We start from the raw sequence: 17,072 nt of genomic DNA on the forward strand, positions 1-17,072 counted from the left end.
CGCGCGCCCGCCCGTGCCGGTGCCCGCCCAGGCCGTGGGCCCCACGGCGGAGCGCCGGGCGGTCGCCGTCCTGCTGGTGCGTGCCGGATTCACCGGCGAGGACCAGGCCTTCGCCGCGCACCCGGCGGCCCCGCCGCTGCACGACGCGGTGACCGCCGTCGCCGAGTGCGTCGAACGCTTCGGCGGCACGGTGGCCGGCTCCCTCGGCTACGTCTCCGTCGCCGTGTTCGGCCTGCGCGCCGACGGGGCCCGCGCCTCCCACGACGCCGTACGGGCGGCACTGGAGCTGCGGGCCCGGCTGAGCGGACTGCCCGGCACCGAAGGGCAGACGGTCGTGTCGGCCGGCGACGCCCTGATCCGGCGCGACCCGTACGACAGCGCACGGGTCTCCGTCGTCGGCCGCCTGGTCGACGAGGCGCACGCCCTGCTCTCCGCCGTCCCGCACGGCGAGATCCACCTCTGCGGCGACGCGGTCCGCGACACCGTGGGCGTGGTGCGGCACCGGCCGTCGGCGCGTCCCGGCGTCCGCGTGGTCGACGGCCCCGCGCCCGCGGCGGCCGCCGTCCGCTCCCCGCTGGAGGACCTGTCCGGCGGCCACGGCCCCGAACGGGCCATCCTGCGGCGGATGCTGGAACGCTCCCGCCGCCACGACGCCCCGCACCTGGTGACGATCCTCGGTGACCCGGGCGTGGGCAAGTCCCGGTTCCTCGCCGACGTCGCGGAGGACCTCCAGGGCGAGCCGGTGCGGGTGGTGCGGGTCGGCGTCGGCGACAGCCACCGGTGGAACGCGCTCGGTGTCCTGACGGCCTGCTGCGGCATGTCCGCGTCCGACGCGGGCGACGACCGGCTCACCCACGTCGTCCGGCACGTCGCCGGGCACGGCGACACGGCGGAGCGGCTGCTGCGCAGGCTGCGCTCCGTACGGGACACGACGGCGTCCCTCGACGGGTGGTGCGAGCTGCTGACGCTGCTCGCCAGGGAACAGCCCCTGGTGCTGCTCCTCGACGACGCCCACAGCGCGGAGGACGGCCTCCTGGACCGGGTCGAGCAGCTCGTGTCCACGGCGCTCGACGTGCCGCTGTTCATCGTGGCGGCCGCCCGCCCCGCCCTCCTGGAGCGACGCCCCTTCTGGGGCAGCGGCCTGCGGCACAGCGGCACGCTCACCCTGGAACGCCTCCCCGAACTGGGCGTCGCGGAGGCCGCGGACCCCGACTGGGTACGGAACCTGAACTCGGCCGCCTGACCGGCGCCCTACGAAGCGGGGCCCGACCGCCTTCCTGGTGGCCGGGCCCCCGCGCACAACATGCTCATTCCCACGGGGAATTGAGTGACATAGCCCCCTGATATGTTGGATCGATGGCATCGGTCAAGCAGTTCCAAGTCACCTTCGACTGCGCGGACCCTGAGCGTCTCGCTCGCTTCTGGTGCGAGGCGTTGGGGTACGTCGTACCACCGCCGCCGGAGGGGTTTGCCACGTGGGACGATTTCGATCGCTCGCTCCCACCCGAGCGGCAGGGTTCAGCGTTCGCCTGCGGCGATCCCTCAGGCGTGGGCCCGCGACTTTTCTTCCAGCGTGTCCCCGAAGGCAAGGTCGCCAAGAATCGGCTGCATCTCGACGTGAGGGCCGGTACGGGGCTCGTGGGGGAAGAGCGCCTGGCCGCGCTGGAGGCCGAGTGCGCCCGACTGGTCGCCCTCGGCGCGGTACGCGTGCGACTCCTGCCTGCCGACGACGACAACGAGTCGTGCATCGTGATGCAGGACATCGAGGGCAACGAGTTCTGTCTCGACTGAGCATCCTCTGAGCCGGACCCGAGCTGCGCGCCGGCCGTGACGATCGGATTGGCGCTCACGGACGGCTGGCGAACTCGATTTCTCTCGCCGTGCGGAACAACTCGGCGCAGTCCAGCCCGGGGGAAGCGCTCGACAACCCGGTGGGTGCACATGCCGGCGGTACACGACTTCGGCCGGCTTCCGGAAGAGGTCCATGTCGAGCGGCTGCTGCGAGGCAGGGGCGGGGTAGGGGCGCCGGACGCCCCCTAGGCCGCGCTGCTGTCCGGGGTGAACAGGGAGTGCAGCAGCTGGTCCAGGGCCTCCACGGCCACCGGTGCCAGGCGGAGGGTCATCGTGTGCTGGAGGCCGCGGGCCCAGGCGGGGCGGCGGGCGGCGAGGCTGTCGTGCGCGCCGACGACGTTGAGCAGCGGGGCGTCGTGGCAGTCGGCGCAGAGCTGTTCGATCGCGGTGAGCAACGCGTCGTCCGCGCGGTGCAGTTCGTCCCAGATGAGCACCAGCGGCCCGGTGCGGGCCATCAGTGCCACGAACCGGCGCCAGGCGTCCAGCAGGGGGCGCGGATCCTCGTCGGAGGACCGCGACACCAGCCGGCCCAGCGCGGGCAGCAGCGCCTCGGCGGTCTCCGCGTCGGCGAGTCCGGCCAGCGCGGCGGCGAGTTTCCGCTCGGCGTCCGGGCGCACGTCGTCCGCCGTGATGCCGCAGTGCGCGGCCAGCATGTCGGCCGGTACGGACAGCACGTCGCCGGAGCCCGGCACGGCGCCGGTCAGCACGCGCGGCGGCGCCGCGCCGGGGTCGCGGGTGATCCGGCGGTGGAACTCCATCAGCAGCCGGGTCCTGCCGAGTGTCGAGTGGCCCAGGACCGTCACCAGGTGCGGCATGGAGCGCTGCCGCGCCCGGTCCAGGAACCCGGTCATCAGCTCCAGTTCGGACGCCCGGTGGAGGCCGGGACCCGCGATGTCGTGGTCCGGTACCCGGTGGACCGAGCGGACCTGCCATTGGGCGGGCGCGGTCCGCACCCGGTGGTAGCTGATGGCGGCCTCGGTGCGGCGGCGCGTCTCGTCGCAGACCTGCACCTCGCCGGGCGGTGCCGGCACGAGCATCTCCGCGCACCGCTCGACCAGGTCCCCGCCCACCCACGGCGGCGCCGTCCGCCCCTCGGGGGCGGGCCAGTGGCACACGACGGCGACGCCGGTCGTCACGGCCGCGTGGACGTACAGGCCCTGCACCACGGGCGCGGGCGGGGCGAGCGGGCCGGCGGGGACGCTGAGGCAGTCCCGTACGGCCGATGCGGCCCGCACTGCGCGCTCGGCGCTGTCGTCGCGGTCGGACGTCCGCTCGAACAGGCCCAACAGGATGGAACCTATCGACGTGGCCACCACGCCACCGCACGCGTCGATCTTCTCGCGCGCGAGCCGGGAGACGGTGTCGAGGACCCGGTCGATGTCCCCGGCGGGCAGATCGTCGAACTCGGACCCGACACCGAACCGCAGCATCAGCACGGTCGCGTCCCGGTAGGTCTCACGCCACGGGTCGTCGTCCGCGCCGCCGCCCTCCGGCTTCTCCTCGTCGGTGGTCTCCGGTACGGACGGGGCGGCGGCCGCGGCCGGTGCCGGTGCCGGGGCTGGGGCCGGGGCCTGGGGCGGGGCCGGGGTGAGCTCGACCGGCCGTGGGGCCGGCTTGCCGCCCGGGCCCGGTGCCGCACCCGGGCGCACGTCCAGGTCCAGGTCCTGGGCGAGGATGGCCTGCTGGAGGCGCTGCATCTGGCGGCCCGGCTCCAGGCCGAGGCCCTCGACGAGGGCGGCGCGGATGCGGGCGTACACGCCGAGCGCGTCGGCCTGGCGCCCGCACCGGTACAGCGCCAGCATCAACTGCTGCGAGGCACGTTCCCGCAGCGGCTCCTCCCTGACGAAGTCCTCCAGTTCCCGCAGGACGGACTGGTGGCCTCCGCAGAGCAGTTCGACCTCGAAGCGGTCCTCCATGATGTCGAGGCGTCTCTGCTCCAGCGTGGCCAGCTCGGGCCAGACCGTGCCCTCCTCGGCCAGGTCCGCGAGCACCGGGCCGCGCCACAGCCCCAGCGCCTCGCGCAGCACCCCCCGCGCCTCCTCGGCGGCGCCCGCCGCGAACGCGGCCCGGCCCTGGGCCGCCAGCCGCTGGAACCGCATGAGGTCCACCCGCTCGGGCGGTACGCGCAGCAGATAGCCGGGCGCCCTGGTCACCAGGCGCGGCGTGTGTTCGGGCGCGTCCGCCGGGGCGTCCAGGGTCCTCCGCAGCCGCCAGACGGCGTTCTGGAGGATCTTGCGCGCGGTGTCCGGCACCGGGTCGTCGGCCCACATCGCGGTGAGCAGCCGGCGGGTCGGCACGACCTGGTTGGCGTGCAGCAGCAGGTAGGCCAGCGTGGCGCGCTGCCGGGTGCCGCCGAGCGGCACCGGACCGTCCGAGCCGTCCACCTCGAGTGGTCCCAGAAGCCGGAACTCCATGTCTCTCCCCCCGTCGTATCCCGACACATGCCGGATTCTTCATCAAAAGACGGCAGGTGTACTGCCGTCCGTTGCGCGAACGGACACGCTTGGTGCTCCGGAGCCGGTACGACATGGGGGCGGAGCGCTGACGGCCGGAACCGCCCGGGGCTCAGGGAGTGGGCGCCGACCCCGACAGCACCTCTCCGGCGCCCTCTTCGAGCAGTCGGCAGACGTCCCGCAGCCCCGCCTCCAGGCGGGCGATCTCCTCGTCGGACACCCGCAGCGAAGGCTCGAAGCGCAGGGTGTTGACCGCGCTCGCCGTCGGGAACGTCCGCACCCGGTACGCGCGGAGCAGATGCCCGGCCAGGAAGTAGCCGAAGAGCCCGCTCTCCGCCAGGCCGCGTACCGAAGCGGCAGGCGACCCGGACTGGTCGTGGAACTCCAGGCCCTGCATCAGCCCCTTGCCGCGGACCTCCTTGACCAGGGCGGGGTGGTCCGCCCGTACGGATTCGAGCATCGTACGCAGCGCCTCACCGCGCTCCTCGGCCCGCCGGTACGCGGCGCCGCCGTCCGCCTCCAGCAGCTCCAGCACCTTCAGGGCGATGGTGCAGGAGAAGCTGTCCTTCGCGAACGTCGAGCTGTGGACGATCTCGAACTCGCGGCGGTAGCGGTCCCGGCGGACCAGCATCACCGACGCCTTGGCGATGCCGCCGCCCAGCGTCTTGGCCAGGGTGTAGTAGTCGCCGCGCAGGCCCACCTGCGAGGACGCCAGGAGCGTGCCCGTACGGCCCATGCCGCTCTGGATCTCGTCGATGACGACCGGGCAGTCGATCTCCGCGCAGAACCGCTGGATCTCCGCGGCGAACTCCGCGGTCAGCACCTGGATGCCGCCCTCGCCCTGGACCGGCTCCACCAGGAAGGCGCAGAACACCGGGAACGCGCGCTCCACCACGTCCACCTGCCCGTCGGTGACGGTCAGGCCGAGCAGGACGCCCCGCTCCTCGGCGTGGATCTCCTTGAGCGCCTCGGGCCGGTCGCGCGGCACGAACCTGGCCTGCGCGGCGAGCGACCGGAACGGGACGCGGTACGCCTCGTTGTGGGTGAGCTGCACGCTGGTGCCCAGCTTGCCGTGGAAGCCGCCCTCCAGCGACAGGAACAGCGGCGGACGCTCCGTCTGCGCCGTGTTGTCCCGCGCGATGCGGTCCGTCAGCTCGTCCAGGGCGGCGGCGTCGGACTGGCCGGCGGTGAGGCCGAAGCGGCCGCGCACCCGCCCCGGCACGGTGGCCGTGCCCGCCGCGACCGCCGCGCGGGCCGCGTCCGTTCCCCGCTCCAGTTCCTCGCGCAGCGCCGCGATCCGCATGCCCCGGTCCATCTCGGCGTGCTTCACGGCCGCCTCGACCGCCTCGGCGCCGGTGTTGGCGAAAATGGCGAAGTACGGTTCGTCCACTCCGAGTTCGCGGTGCACGATCCGGTTGAGCTCGGCCGCGAGACGGTTGGCGTAGGGATGGCGGGAGAACTGGGCGTGCACGGGCGTGCCCGCGTCCAGCAGTTCCCCGGCCAACCGGTTGATCTCCGGGTGGTTGTGCCCCAGCAGCACCGAGCCGTAGCCGCCGGCGAAGTCGGCGATCGGGATCTCGCCACCGTCGGCGCCGCGCAGGAACAGCGTGTTCGCCTCGGCGCGTACGTACTCGACGGCCAGGCCGGCCATTCCCAGCACTTCACGCAGGTACGGCTCGGCCAGTTCCGGCCCGTCGGCCGCGGAGTTCAAGGTGTCCATGTGCACAGATTGCGCCAACGTGGTCAACGTCCGGTCACTGGGAACTCTTGCCGAAACGGGAAAGCGTTTTCGACCGCGGCGGGAGTGCGCGGTTACCAGAACGTGCGGGCCCTCCGGAAACGCGACGGTACGTTGACGAACGCGGGCCCTGTCCGTCAGCGGCAGGGCCTGAGCACGCCCCGCGAAAACGATCGGAGAATACGGAATGAATTCCGCGCCCGCTGAAGTCGCTCCCGCGTCCGCGTGCCCGCCCGCGCACGAGTCGGTGACCCCCGCCGTCCTGAGAGGCGTGATGTCGCGCTTCGCCACCGGAGTCACCGTACTGACCGTGGGCGGAGAGCATCTGCACGCGATGACGGCCAACGCCTTCAGCTCGGTGTCCCTCGACCCGCCGTCCGTGCTGTGCAGCGTGGGCCACGGCGCGGTCATGCACGGCGCCCTGACCTCGGCAGGACGGTTCGCGGTCAACATACTCGGCGCCGACCAGGAGCCCCTGGCCCGGCACTTCGCCGACAAGAACCGCACCCTGGGCGCCGCCCAGTTCGACGACGTCCCCTGGACCCCGGGCGAGCGGACCGGCGCCCCGCTCCTCGCCGGCTCCCTCGCCTGGCTGGAATGCGAACTCACCGCCGCGCACGCGTTCGGTGACCACACCATCTTCATCGGCACGGTGATCGGCGCCGGACGGTTCGACGAGGGCAGCGGACTGCTGTTCGTCGACGGCCGCTTCGCCAAGCCGGCATGAGGGAAACCCGGAATACGCGAAGACCGCAACGAGGAAGACGACATGACCGGGATGTGACCGCGTGATTCCACGACCGTGAACCGTTCCTTGACTCCCCTTGCTTTCATGACCCGTCAGCAGTCGCATCCCCAGAAATCACCAGGATGCGCGGAAAAACGCAAGGGACAGGGAGTAGCCCATGGCGGGCAAGAACCATTCACCGGTGACGGTCATCGGCCTCGGGCTGATGGGGCAGGCGCTGGCCACCGCGTTCGTGAAGGCGGGACACCCGACGACCGTGTGGAACAGGTCGGCGGACAAGGCGGCGGACCTGGTGTCCCAGGGCGCCGTGCTCGCGGCCACCCCCGAGGAGGCGGTCGCGGCCGCCGAACTCGTCGTCGTCTGCGTCTCGGACAACGACGCGCTGCACACCGTGCTCGACCCGGTGACCGCGACACTCAAGGGCCGGGTCGTCGCCAACCTGACGTCCGGCTCGTCGGACCAGGCCCGGGCCAACGCCGCCTGGGCCGACGAGCAGGGCTTCAGCTACCTCGACGGCGCCATCATGACGGTTCCCGCGGCCGTCGGCGCGCCGGAGTCGGTCATCCTCTACTCCGGCCCCCAGGACGCCTACGACCGGCACAGCGCCACGCTCGGCCTGCTCGGCGGCGGCACCACCCACCTCGGTGAGGACCACGCCCTCGCCGCGCTCTACGACGTGGCGCTGCTCGGCGTCATGTGGGGCACGCTCAACAGCTTCCTCCAGGGCGCCGCGCTGCTGTCCACGGCCGGCGTCAAGGCGGCGGAGTTCCTGCCGTGGGCGACCAGGTGGGTCGACACGGTCAAGCTGTTCGCCACCGACTACGCCGGTCAGATCGACGCCGCCGACGGCACGTACCCGGCGAACGACGCGACCATGGACGTTCATCTCGGCGCGCTCAAGCACCTGGTGCACGAGAGCGAGTCGCAGGGCGTCAACGCCGAACTGCCCCACTTCGTCCAGGGCCTGATGGAGCGCACCGTCGCCAGGGGATTCGGACAGAACAGCTACGCCAGCATGATCGAACTGTTCCGCACCCCGGAGAAGTGACCCGCTCCGTCGCGAGCGGCACAGAAGGGCCCGGACCGGTGACGACCGGTCCGGGCCCCGTGCGTGGAGGGATCAGAGGTAAGGGATCAGAGGAAGTACGTGCCCGGCTCCAGGCCCATCAGCACCCGCCCCTGCACCTCCAGGTTGGCGCCGAGCTGCACCAGGGCGTGCAGCGAGAAGCCCTGGATGTCCCGGTGGAAGCGCTGCATGTCCACATCGGAGCGGATCACGGAACCGCCGCTCGCCGCGTACAGCAGCTCCACGGCCTCCTTCGCGAGCTGACCGGCGTACGCCGTCTGCCCGCGGATGACCGCCTTCTCCTCGTCGGTCGGCTGCTCACCGGCGTCCGCGCGGCTCTGCAGCACCTCCAGCCAGCGCTCCGACAGCGCGAGCGCCGCGTCGATCTTGTTGGCGGCGGTGGCGAGCTGCTGCTGCGTCACCGGGTGCAGACGCTGGTCGGTCCACTCCGTGTACGTGATGCCGCGGCCGGGCAGCCGCTCAAGGAACAGCTCGTACGCGCCCTGGGCGATGCCCATGAGCGCCGCCGCGACACCCGACAGGACATAGCCCAGCAGGCCGTAGTTGCGGCCCGTCGCCCCCGTGTTGGAACGCCCGCCGGTGGCCGCGACCATCGCCTCCTCAAGGAGGACCGTGCGGTGCGCCGGCACGAACACATCGGTCGCGGTGACCGTGCAGCTCCCGGTGCCCGCACCGGACGTGGCGTGCCAGTCGTCCGCCACCGACAGCTCGGACGTCGGCACCAGCGCCACCAGCTCCTGGTGGGTGCCGTCCGGCAGCTCCACCTCGGCGGCCAGCAGGTCCCAGTCGGCGCCCCGCACACCGGAGTTGAAACGCCATGTGCCGCTCAGCCGGTAGCCTCCGTCGACCGGCGTGAGCCGGCCGGTGGGCGCGAACACGATCGACACCCGCGAGGAACCGCCGGCGAACACCTCCTCCTGCGCCTGGTCAGGGTAGAGCTGCACACACCACGTGCTGGTCAGCCACACCATGGACGTCCAGCCGGTCGAGGGGCAGCCCCGGGCGATCTCGGAGATGACCCGCGCCTGCCGCGCCACATCCAGGTCGAGGCCCCCGTACCGCCGGGGCACCGCCGCGCGGAAGACGCCGGCCTTCTCCAGGAGCTGGACGTTCTCCTCGACGATCCAGCGCCGCTGCTCGCTCTCCTGCCCGTTGCGGCGCAGCGCCGGTACGGCGGCCCGCACGCCTTCGAGGACGGAGGCGAGTTCTTCTTCGGTGGCCATGGTCTGCTCCTCGTCGCACAAATTCAGGGCTGTGCGTGCCACGCTAGGCGGCGCCATTCCCGTATCGGCAAACCCGTGGTCTCACCCCGGTAATTCCTCCGGAAGTGACAGAGAATGGCGGACCGGAGAACCGGCGGTGACCCGGCGGTGACCGGTCGATGACCGGTGAATTGACCCGCGGTTGACGTGCGGCGGACGCACGCCGGAAGCGGCTGACAGGATAGGAGGAATGAGTCACTCTTGGCATGAACTGGTTTCCGAGGCCGCCCAGGAGAGTGCGGCCACCCTGGAGAAATGCGCGGGGGACTGGAACCGCCCGGCCGGCGAGCTCACCTGGAGCAGCCTGGAGACGGCCTCCCACCTCTCGCAGGCCGTCGTCGGATACGCGGCCCTGCTGATCGCCCAGCCCGACGACCGGTACGTCGCGCTCAGGCTCTCCGTCGACGCGCAGGCCTCGGCGGAGGAGATCGCCGAGACCGTACGGATCGGCGGCGCCCTGCTGTCCCAGACGCTGCGCACCACGGCCCCCCAGGCCCGCGCCTGGCACCCGTGGGGCACCGGAGACCCCGCCGGGTTCGCCGCGGCCGGCGTCCTGGAGATGCTGGTGCACAGCAGGGACATCGCCCAGGGCTTCGGCGTCCCGATGGCACTCCCCGACGAGCTGTGCGCACCGGTCGTGGAGCGCCTGTTCCCCGGCACGCCCACCGGGCACCGCCCCTCGGACACCCTGCTGTGGTGCACAGGACGCGCCGAACTGCCGGGCCTGCCCCGCCGGAACGACTGGCGCTGGTACCTCGACGTCCGCTGACCGGCGTCCCCTGACCGGCGTCCCTTCCTGTGTACGAGGAGAGCCCCCCTGGCCGGTACCAGGGGGGCTCTCGCCGTGCGGTGCCTCGGGGGAGTGGCGTGCCTACTCGGCGGCCACCAGGCCCTTGGCCGCGACCGGGCGGTCGATGGACATGAGCCAGCGGCCGTCGTCGCCACGGCGGAGCACGTCCGTGCAGATGCCCTCCAGGTGGACGGGCTCACCCTCGGGACCGGTGGTGTCGATGCTGTACCGCACGCCGATCAGGGCCACGTCGCCCGCCACGTACGCGTGGGTGACCGACGCCTTCAGCGAGGGCTTCGCCGCCAGGAACTCCTTGAAGAACGCCAGCCGGGCCTTGCCGGTGAGCGGCTCGCCGGAGAAGTTGGAGATGGAGTCCTCGCGGTACAGGCTGTCGAACACCGCGCCGTCACCGGTGTTGAACGCCTGGAGGAAGATCTCGTTCTGGGTCTCGGTGTCGTCGGTGAGGTCGGGGTTCTCGGGGTCGAAGTCGACGGTGAACTCGTAGGCCATGGTGGCCCGCCTCTCTGTGAAGGTGACTGCGATCGAAGGAACGTGCGGAGCGGCCCGCTGCCCGGGTCCCGCTACTGCAGGCCGAGCGTCTGCCGGGCGGCGCGCAGCCCGGACTCGACGGCCCCGTCGAGGAAGCCCGACCAGCCGTTGGCCAGGTCGCCGCTCGCGAAGGCGACGCGCCCGCTGGTCGACAGGACGTCCGGGTACAGCGACGTGAGCTGCCGCGGCTTGCGGAACGCCCAGCCGCCGCGCGCGTACGGGTCGCGGCCCCAGTCGTGGGCGTGCAGCCCGAGGATGTCGATCTCGGCGCCCAGCCGCCGTACCGCGTCCGTGACCTGCGCCCGGTTCGTCGGGTCCAGGTTCGGGTCGGTGCTGAAGGCCACGTACACCAGGCCCTCGGAGGTCTCCTTGAACGGCATCATCATCGGGATCGGCGTGCCGCCCTCGGCGCCCTGCCCGTAGAACCGGCCCGCGCCGCCGCGGGCGTGGATCCAGAGCTTCACCGCGTCGGGCACCGCGATGCCCTGGCTCGCCGCCGTCGTGTGCGCGGCGGGCAGCGCCGGCGAGAACTTGATCGTGGGCCAGACGTTGACCGGCACGGCCACGACCACCTTGTCCGCCCTGTAGCGGTACCCCGACTTCAGGGTCACGTACACGCGCGAACCGGTGTCGGTCACCGCGGAGACCGGCGCGTTGAGCCGCAGCGCGGGCCTGGCCTCGTCGAGCATGGCCCACAGCAGGGAACCCGTACCGCCGGCCATGCGCCAGCGCTGGGTCTCGCCCCAGCCCTCGTTGCTCCAGCCCGCCAGCGACCACCAGTGCGCCAGCATGGTGTACGCGCCCGTGGTGCTGGAGCCGCCCGAGTAGATCGCCGTCTGGCCGTTGACGAGCAGTTCCTCCTCGGCCGTCAGACCGAGCAGGTTCAGCTTGTCGCGCAGCGACAGCTTGTCCAGGTCCTGGAGCAGGTCCTGCCGGTACAGCGGCTCGAAGGGCCGCTCGAAGAACTCGCGTGACCCCTCGAAGAGACGGTCGAGTACCGCGCCGATCCGGCCGAAGCCGTCCTCCGGGGTGAACTCCCGCGGCCCGGTCGGCGTCGGCAGGAGCACCCGGTCCACCGGGTGCTCCTCCTCCAGCGTGATCCCGTACCGCTTCAGCTCGGCGCCGATGTGCGGCTGGGTGGACTCCACCCAGGTGCCGCCCATCTCCACCTGGTGCCCCGCGAAGCTGTCGGTCCACGTGCGCCCGCCGATACGGTCCCGGGCCTCCAGGACCAGGACCCGCCGCCCCTGGGCCCGCAGCTCGCGGGCCGCCGTGACGCCCGCGTAGCCCGCGCCGATGACGATCACGTCGTACGACGCGTCCTCCGCCGCCGGAGCCTCGTCGGCGTACGCCGCCTGGGCCGCGCCCACCCCCGCTGCCGTGACCAGCGCGGTGGCGCCCGCCGCCTTCAGCAGGGAGCGGCGCGAGGGACGGCGTGAGGAGAGCGCCGCGGACCTGGTGTCGTGTATCTCAGTCATGTCTTCCCGTGGTTGTTCGCGTCCGGTCGTGCGGCGGTGCTCAGTCCTGGCCGTACGGGTCGTCGACCGCGTACCGCCAGATGCCGTCCTCGCCCAGGCGCAGCACGTCGACGCCCACGCCCTCCAGACGCTCCGGCTCGCCGGCGTCGTCGACGGTCTCGATGACCCAGTCGACGATCATCAGCGCGGTGTCGGATGTGACGAAGCTCTGCCGCGGCGTCGCCGTCATCTTCGGGCGGCGCGCCAGGAACTCCCGCTGGTAGTCCCGGCGGGCCTGGCCGGTGAGCGGCCTGCCCGGCTCCCACACCGCGACGGCCTCCTCGGTGTAAAAACCGTCGACGGCGTCGAAGTCACCGGCGTTGAACGCCTCGACATAAAGCGAGGTGTGCTTTTCGAGCATCTCGTGGAGCTGTGACATGGAGAGTCGACCTGCCTTCTCGTGGTCCGGGTCCGGGTACCTGCCCCTTTCTGACCAGCAAGGTATTCGGTGCGGTTCCGTGGCCCGTTCATGAACCGGTCATTCCGCGCTCTCGCCCATTTCGGATCCGGGAATTACCGGAACAAGGTCCGGGGCTGAGGGCCGGGAGAGAATCCCCTGCCTACGATCGGCCCACAACTTCGAACTCCGCCACAGGCTCAGGAGTATTGAGTAATCCGGCCGGAAAGGGCAGTCGAGCGCGATGACGAATCAGCACCAGTCGGAGATCCCCGTGACGCGCGAGGGCCAGGGCGAGCCGATCGCGGTCGTCGGGCTGTCCTGCCGCCTGCCCGGGGCCGCGAGCCCCGAGGCGTTCTGGGACCTGCTCCGCACCGGCTCCGACGCCATCACCGAGGTGCCGGAGGACCGTTGGCGGTCCGTGTTCGGCGACGACACCCTCGACGGCACCCCCGGGGACGGCACCTCGGGTGACGGCGCCCCGGGTGGCGGCACCCAGGGCATGCGGCGCGGTGGGTTCCTCGACCGCGTCGACACCTTCGACGCCGCGTTCTTCGGCATCGCACCGCGCGAGGCCGTCACCATGGACCCGCAGCAGCGGCTCGTACTCGAACTCGCCTGGGAGGCCCTGGAGAGCGCCGGCATCGTGCCCGCCGCCCTGCGCGGCAGCCGCACCGCCGTGTTCGTCGGCACCCTGCGCGACGACTACGCCGCGCTGCTCTACCAGCACGGCGCCCGCGCCGTCACCCAGCACACCATGGCCGGGGTCAACCGGGGCGTCATCGCCAACCGGGTCTCCTACCACCTCGGGCTCCAGGGCCCCAGCCTCACCGTCGACTCGGCCCAGTCGTCCTCGCTGGTCGCCGTCCACCTCGCCTGCGAGTCGCTGCGCGCGGGCGAGTCGGACGCGGCGGTCGTCGCGGGTGTCAACCTGAACATCCTCGCCGAGGGCGCCGTGACCGAGGAGCGGTTCGGCGGCCTGTCGCCCGACGGCACCACGTACACCTTCGACGCCCGCGCCAACGGATTCGTACGGGGCGAGGGCGGCGCCGCCGTCATCCTCAAGCCGCTCGCACGGGCCCTCGCGGACGGCGACCCGGTGCACGGCGTCATCCACGGCAGCGCCGTCAACAACGACGGCTCGACCCCCGGCCTGACCGTCCCCGGCCAGGCGTCGCAGGAGCGCGTGCTGGCCGAGGCGTACGAGAAGGCGGGCATCGACCCGGCCGCCGTCCAGTACGTCGAGCTGCACGGCACCGGCACGCCCGTCGGCGACCCCGTCGAGGCCGCCGCGCTCGGCGCCGTACTCGGCGCGGCCGCCCGCCCCGGCGGCCGTCCGCTGCGGGTCGGCTCCGCCAAGACCAACGTCGGCCACCTGGAAGGCGCCGCGGGCATCACCGGCCTGGTCAAGACCCTGCTGGCGCTCAGCCACCGCAGCCTTCCGCCCAGCCTCAACTTCGAGACACCCAACCCGGCCATCCCCCTCGCCGAACTGGGCCTCGAAGTGCAGCGCGCTCTCACCGACTGGCCCGCCCCCGACCGGCCGCTGATCGCCGGCGTCTCGTCCTTCGGCATGGGCGGCACCAACGCGCACGTGGTGGTCGGCGAGAGCCCGGTCGCCGCCACCGGGGACATGGACCGCACCGGGGACCTCGACCGCACCGGGGACCCGGACCGCGCCGAGGACGCCCGCGTCGCCGGTGACTCGGCCGCCGGGGCGGGCGTCACCGGCGGCGGCGCCCTGCTGCCCTGGGTGGTGTCCGGGCGCGGCGACGACGCCCTGCGCGGCCAGGCCGCGAAGCTGCGGGCCGCCCTCGGCGGAGCGGAGGCGCCCGCCGACGCGCCCGCCGACACACCCGCCGGCGTGGACGTCGGCTGGTCGCTCGCCGCCACCCGTACCGTCTTCGGACACCGCGCCGTCGTCCTCGCCGACGACCGGGACGGCATGCTGGACGGCCTCGACGCGCTCGCCGCGGGCGCCCCGCGCCCGAACGTCGTCACCGGCGCCGCCCGCCCCGGCGGCACGGCCCTGCTCTTCACGGGCCAGGGCGCCCAGCGTGTCGGCATGGGCCGCGAACTGCACGCCGCCTTCCCGGTGTTCGCGGCGGCGTTCGACGAGGTCTGCCGCCATCTCGACCCGCTGCTCGGCACGTCGCTCGCCGACGTCATCGCCACCGGCGACGGCCTGGACGAGACCGGGCACACGCAGCCCGCGCTGTTCGCCGTCGAGGTGGCCCTGTACCGGCTCGTCGCCTCCTGGGGCGTGAGCCCCGACCGGGTCGCGGGACACTCCATCGGCGAGCTCGCCGCCGCGCACGTCGCGGGCGTCCTCTCCCTGGAGGACGCCGCCCGGCTGGTCGCCGCGCGCGGACGACTGATGCAGGCGCTGCCCGAGGGCGGTGCCATGGTCGCCGTCCAGGCCGCCGAGGACGAGGTGCTCGCGCTGCTTGCGGGCCACGAGGACCGGGTGGCCGTCGCCGCCGTCAACGGGCCGCGCTCCGTGGTCGTCTCCGGCGTCGAGGAGGACGTCACCCGGATCGCCGCGATCCTCGCGGGCCAGGGCCGCAAGACCCGGCGCCTGACCGTCTCGCACGCCTTCCACTCCCCGCTCATGGACCCGATGCTGGACGAGTTCCGCCGGGTCGCCGAGAGCCTCACCTTCCACGAACCGCGTATCCCGGCCGTCTCCACGGTGACCGGCCGGCCCGTCACCCCCGGCCAGTGGACGTCCCCCGGCTACTGGGTGGACCAGGTGCGCCGCCCGGTGCGGTTCCTGGACGCCGTACGGGCCCTGGAGGACGAGGGCGCCGTCACCCTGCTGGAGCTCGGCCCCGACGCGGTCTGCGCGGCCATGGCCGCCGACTGCGTACGGGACGCCCATGCCACCGCCCCCGTCGCCGCGCTGCGGGCGGGCCGCCCCGAGACCCGCACCCTGCTCACCGCCGTCGCCACCGCGTTCACCCGGGGCACCGGCGTCGACTGGGCGGCCGTGCACGCGGGTGCGGGCGGCCGCCGCGTCCCCCTCCCGACGTACGCCTTCCAGCGCGAGCGCCACTGGATCGGCGGCAGCGGCACGCCCCCCAAGGCCGCTGCCACCCCCGCGACGGTCACGGCCACGGCCCCGGCCCCGGACGCCGCCCCCGCTGAAGCCCGCCCGGCCGTCCCCGGCGCCGACGCGACGGCGGTCGTCCTCGACACGATCGCCGCCGTACTCGAGTACACCGACGGGCGGCGCGTCGAACCGCACACCACCTTCAAGGACCTCGGCTTCGACTCCCTCATGTCGGTCGAGCTGCGCGACGCCCTCTCCACCGCCACGGGGCTGCGGCTCCCGAGCGGGCTGCTCTTCGACCACCCCACCCCGGCGGCCCTCACCGCCCACCTGACCGGCCTCCTGTCCGGTGACGACCGGCTGACCGGCGACGAGGAGTCCGCCGCCGGGGCCGGCGCGGACGACGACCCGGTCGTGATCGTCGGCATGGCCTGCCGCTACCCGGGCGGGGTCTCCTCGCCCGAGGACCTGTGGCGGCTGCTCGCCGACGGTGGCGACGCCGTCTCCGGCTTCCCCACCGACCGCGGCTGGGACCCGTCCCTCCACGACGGGGACGCCTCCGGCGCGGCCAACCGCAGCTCGGTCGGCGAGGGCGGGTTCCTCCACGACGCCGCGCTCTTCGACAACGAGTTCTTCGGGATCTCGCCCCGCGAGGCCCTCGCCATGGACCCGCAGCAGCGCCTCCTCCTGGAGACCGCCTGGGAGGCGCTCGAACGCGCCGGACTGGACGCCGACACCCTGAAGGGAAGCCGCACCGGCGTGTTCGTGGGCGCCACCGCGCTGGACTACGGGCCGCGCATGCACGAGGCGCCGGACACCGTCGCGGGCCACCTCCTGACCGGCACCACACCCAGCGTGCTGTCCGGCCGCATCGCCTACCAGCTCGGACTGATCGGCCCTGCCGTCACCGTCGACACGGCCTGCTCGTCCTCCCTGGTCGCCCTGCACATGGCCGTACGCTCGCTCCGTTCCGGCGAGACCACCCTCGCGATCGCGGGCGGCGCCACCGTCATGTCGTCGCCCGGCATGTTCGTGGAGTTCTCCCGCCAGCGCGGCCTGGCCGCCGACGGCCGCTCCAAGTCCTTCGCGGCGGCCGCCGACGGCACCTCCTGGGCCGAAGGAGTGGGCCTCCTCGTCGTGGAGCGGTTGTCGGACGCGCGCCGGAACGGGCACCAGGTCCTCGCCGTGGTGCGGGGGAGCGCCGTGAATCAGGACGGTGCGAGCAATGGTCTGACGGCTCCGAACGGGCCTTCGCAGGAGCGGGTGATCCGTCAGGCGCTGGCGGACGCGCGCTTGTCGGCGTCGGATGTGGACGCCGTCGAGGCGCACGGCACCGGCACACGCCTGGGTGATCCGATCGAGGCGCAGGCATTGCTGGCCACGTACGGGCAGGAGCGCGAAGAGCCGCTGTACCTGGGCTCGTTGAAGTCGAACATCGGGCACGCGCAGGCCGCCGCCGGTGTGGGCGGGGTCATCAAGATGGTGCAGGCCATGCACCACGGGGTGCTGCCGAAGACGCTGCACGTGGACGAGCCGTCGCCGCATGTGGACTGGGAGTCGGGTGCGGTCGAGCTGCTGACCGAGGCACGGGACTGGCCGGTCGCGGACGGGCGTCCACGCCGGGCCGG

12 protein-coding genes are annotated in these 17,072 nt (G+C 72.9%); 6 read left to right on the forward strand and 6 right to left on the reverse strand.

Annotated elements, in window-relative coordinates:
- Together HTZ82_RS17575 and HTZ82_RS17580 are read left to right on the forward strand one after the other, a co-directional pair.
- Positions 1-1,243: AAA family ATPase (locus HTZ82_RS17575; RefSeq protein WP_175410346.1), on the forward strand; the 1,243-nt coding region annotated here is incomplete at its 5' end.
- 113 nt (positions 1,244-1,356) lie between these two features.
- Positions 1,357-1,791 carry a VOC family protein gene (locus HTZ82_RS17580; RefSeq protein WP_175410347.1) on the forward strand — a complete coding sequence of 145 codons (435 nt, stop codon included), beginning with the start codon at positions 1,357-1,359 and terminating at the stop codon, positions 1,789-1,791.
- A gap of 245 nt (positions 1,792-2,036) precedes the next feature.
- On the opposite strand, the gene HTZ82_RS32760 is transcribed toward HTZ82_RS17580, so the two are convergent.
- On the reverse strand, positions 2,037-4,265 hold the full coding sequence (locus HTZ82_RS32760) for a BTAD domain-containing putative transcriptional regulator (RefSeq protein WP_175410348.1): 2,229 nt from the start codon (positions 4,263-4,265) through the stop codon (positions 2,037-2,039).
- A 151-nt stretch (positions 4,266-4,416) separates the two neighbouring features.
- The gene (locus HTZ82_RS17590; RefSeq protein WP_175410349.1) at positions 4,417-6,024 is read right to left on the reverse strand and encodes an aspartate aminotransferase family protein; all 1,608 of its coding nucleotides are present in this window, start codon (positions 6,022-6,024) and stop codon (positions 4,417-4,419) included.
- A 205-nt stretch (positions 6,025-6,229) separates the two neighbouring features.
- Between HTZ82_RS17590 and HTZ82_RS17595 the strand changes: the two genes are divergently transcribed.
- On the forward strand, positions 6,230-6,769 hold the full coding sequence (locus HTZ82_RS17595; RefSeq protein ID WP_175410350.1) for a flavin reductase family protein: 540 nt from the start codon (positions 6,230-6,232) through the stop codon (positions 6,767-6,769).
- Positions 6,770-6,947: 178 nt separating this feature from the next.
- Positions 6,948-7,838: an NAD(P)-dependent oxidoreductase gene (locus tag HTZ82_RS17600; protein WP_175410351.1), complete on the forward strand. Its 891-nt coding sequence runs from the start codon at positions 6,948-6,950 to the stop codon at positions 7,836-7,838.
- An 86-nt stretch (positions 7,839-7,924) separates the two neighbouring features.
- On the opposite strand, the gene HTZ82_RS17605 is transcribed toward HTZ82_RS17600, so the two are convergent.
- Entirely contained in the window at positions 7,925-9,100 is a 1,176-nt protein-coding gene (locus HTZ82_RS17605) for an acyl-CoA dehydrogenase family protein (protein WP_175410352.1), read from the reverse strand.
- A gap of 229 nt (positions 9,101-9,329) precedes the next feature.
- On the opposite strand from HTZ82_RS17605, the gene HTZ82_RS17610 reads away from it, so the two are divergent.
- Positions 9,330-9,908: a maleylpyruvate isomerase N-terminal domain-containing protein gene (locus HTZ82_RS17610; protein ID WP_175410353.1), complete on the forward strand. Its 579-nt coding sequence runs from the start codon at positions 9,330-9,332 to the stop codon at positions 9,906-9,908.
- A 102-nt stretch (positions 9,909-10,010) separates the two neighbouring features.
- Here HTZ82_RS17610 and HTZ82_RS17615 read toward each other — a convergent pair whose 3' ends face one another.
- From HTZ82_RS17615 to HTZ82_RS17625, 3 genes are all read right to left on the reverse strand, one after another.
- A complete protein-coding gene (locus tag HTZ82_RS17615; protein ID WP_175410354.1) occupies positions 10,011-10,439 on the reverse strand; it encodes a DUF4440 domain-containing protein in 429 nt (142 codons plus the stop codon).
- 71 nt (positions 10,440-10,510) lie between these two features.
- A complete protein-coding gene (locus tag HTZ82_RS17620) occupies positions 10,511-11,956 on the reverse strand; it encodes an NAD(P)/FAD-dependent oxidoreductase (protein WP_175410355.1) in 1,446 nt (481 codons plus the stop codon).
- A gap of 40 nt (positions 11,957-11,996) precedes the next feature.
- Positions 11,997-12,374, reverse strand: a complete 378-nt coding sequence (locus HTZ82_RS17625) for a nuclear transport factor 2 family protein (RefSeq protein WP_175410356.1) — start codon at positions 12,372-12,374, stop codon at positions 11,997-11,999.
- A 262-nt stretch (positions 12,375-12,636) separates the two neighbouring features.
- Here HTZ82_RS17625 and HTZ82_RS17630 point away from each other — a divergent pair.
- On the forward strand, positions 12,637-17,072 hold a 4,436-nt coding region (locus HTZ82_RS17630), incomplete at its 3' end, for a type I polyketide synthase (protein ID WP_175410357.1).

The organism is Streptomyces sp. TRM64462, assembly GCF_013362995.1.
Lineage (GTDB): Bacteria > Actinomycetota > Actinomycetes > Streptomycetales > Streptomycetaceae > Streptomyces.

Excerpts from the sequence above, each read along its gene's own strand:
- HTZ82_RS17590 (WP_175410349.1), bottom strand. The coding sequence starts at position 6,024 with ATGGACACCTTGAACTCCGCGGCCGACGGGCCGGAACTGGCCGAGCCG.
- HTZ82_RS17595 (WP_175410350.1), top strand. The coding sequence starts at position 6,230 with ATGAATTCCGCGCCCGCTGAAGTCGCTCCCGCGTCCGCGTGCCCGCCC.
- HTZ82_RS17605 (WP_175410352.1), bottom strand. The coding sequence starts at position 9,100 with ATGGCCACCGAAGAAGAACTCGCCTCCGTCCTCGAAGGCGTGCGGGCC.
- HTZ82_RS17580 (WP_175410347.1), top strand. The coding sequence starts at position 1,357 with ATGGCATCGGTCAAGCAGTTCCAAGTCACCTTCGACTGCGCGGACCCT.
- HTZ82_RS17615 (WP_175410354.1), bottom strand. The coding sequence starts at position 10,439 with ATGGCCTACGAGTTCACCGTCGACTTCGACCCCGAGAACCCCGACCTC.
- HTZ82_RS17600 (WP_175410351.1), top strand. The coding sequence starts at position 6,948 with ATGGCGGGCAAGAACCATTCACCGGTGACGGTCATCGGCCTCGGGCTG.
- HTZ82_RS17620 (WP_175410355.1), bottom strand. The coding sequence starts at position 11,956 with ATGACTGAGATACACGACACCAGGTCCGCGGCGCTCTCCTCACGCCGT.
- HTZ82_RS17610 (WP_175410353.1), top strand. The coding sequence starts at position 9,330 with ATGAGTCACTCTTGGCATGAACTGGTTTCCGAGGCCGCCCAGGAGAGT.
- HTZ82_RS17625 (WP_175410356.1), bottom strand. The coding sequence starts at position 12,374 with ATGTCACAGCTCCACGAGATGCTCGAAAAGCACACCTCGCTTTATGTC.
- HTZ82_RS32760 (WP_175410348.1), bottom strand. The coding sequence starts at position 4,265 with ATGGAGTTCCGGCTTCTGGGACCACTCGAGGTGGACGGCTCGGACGGT.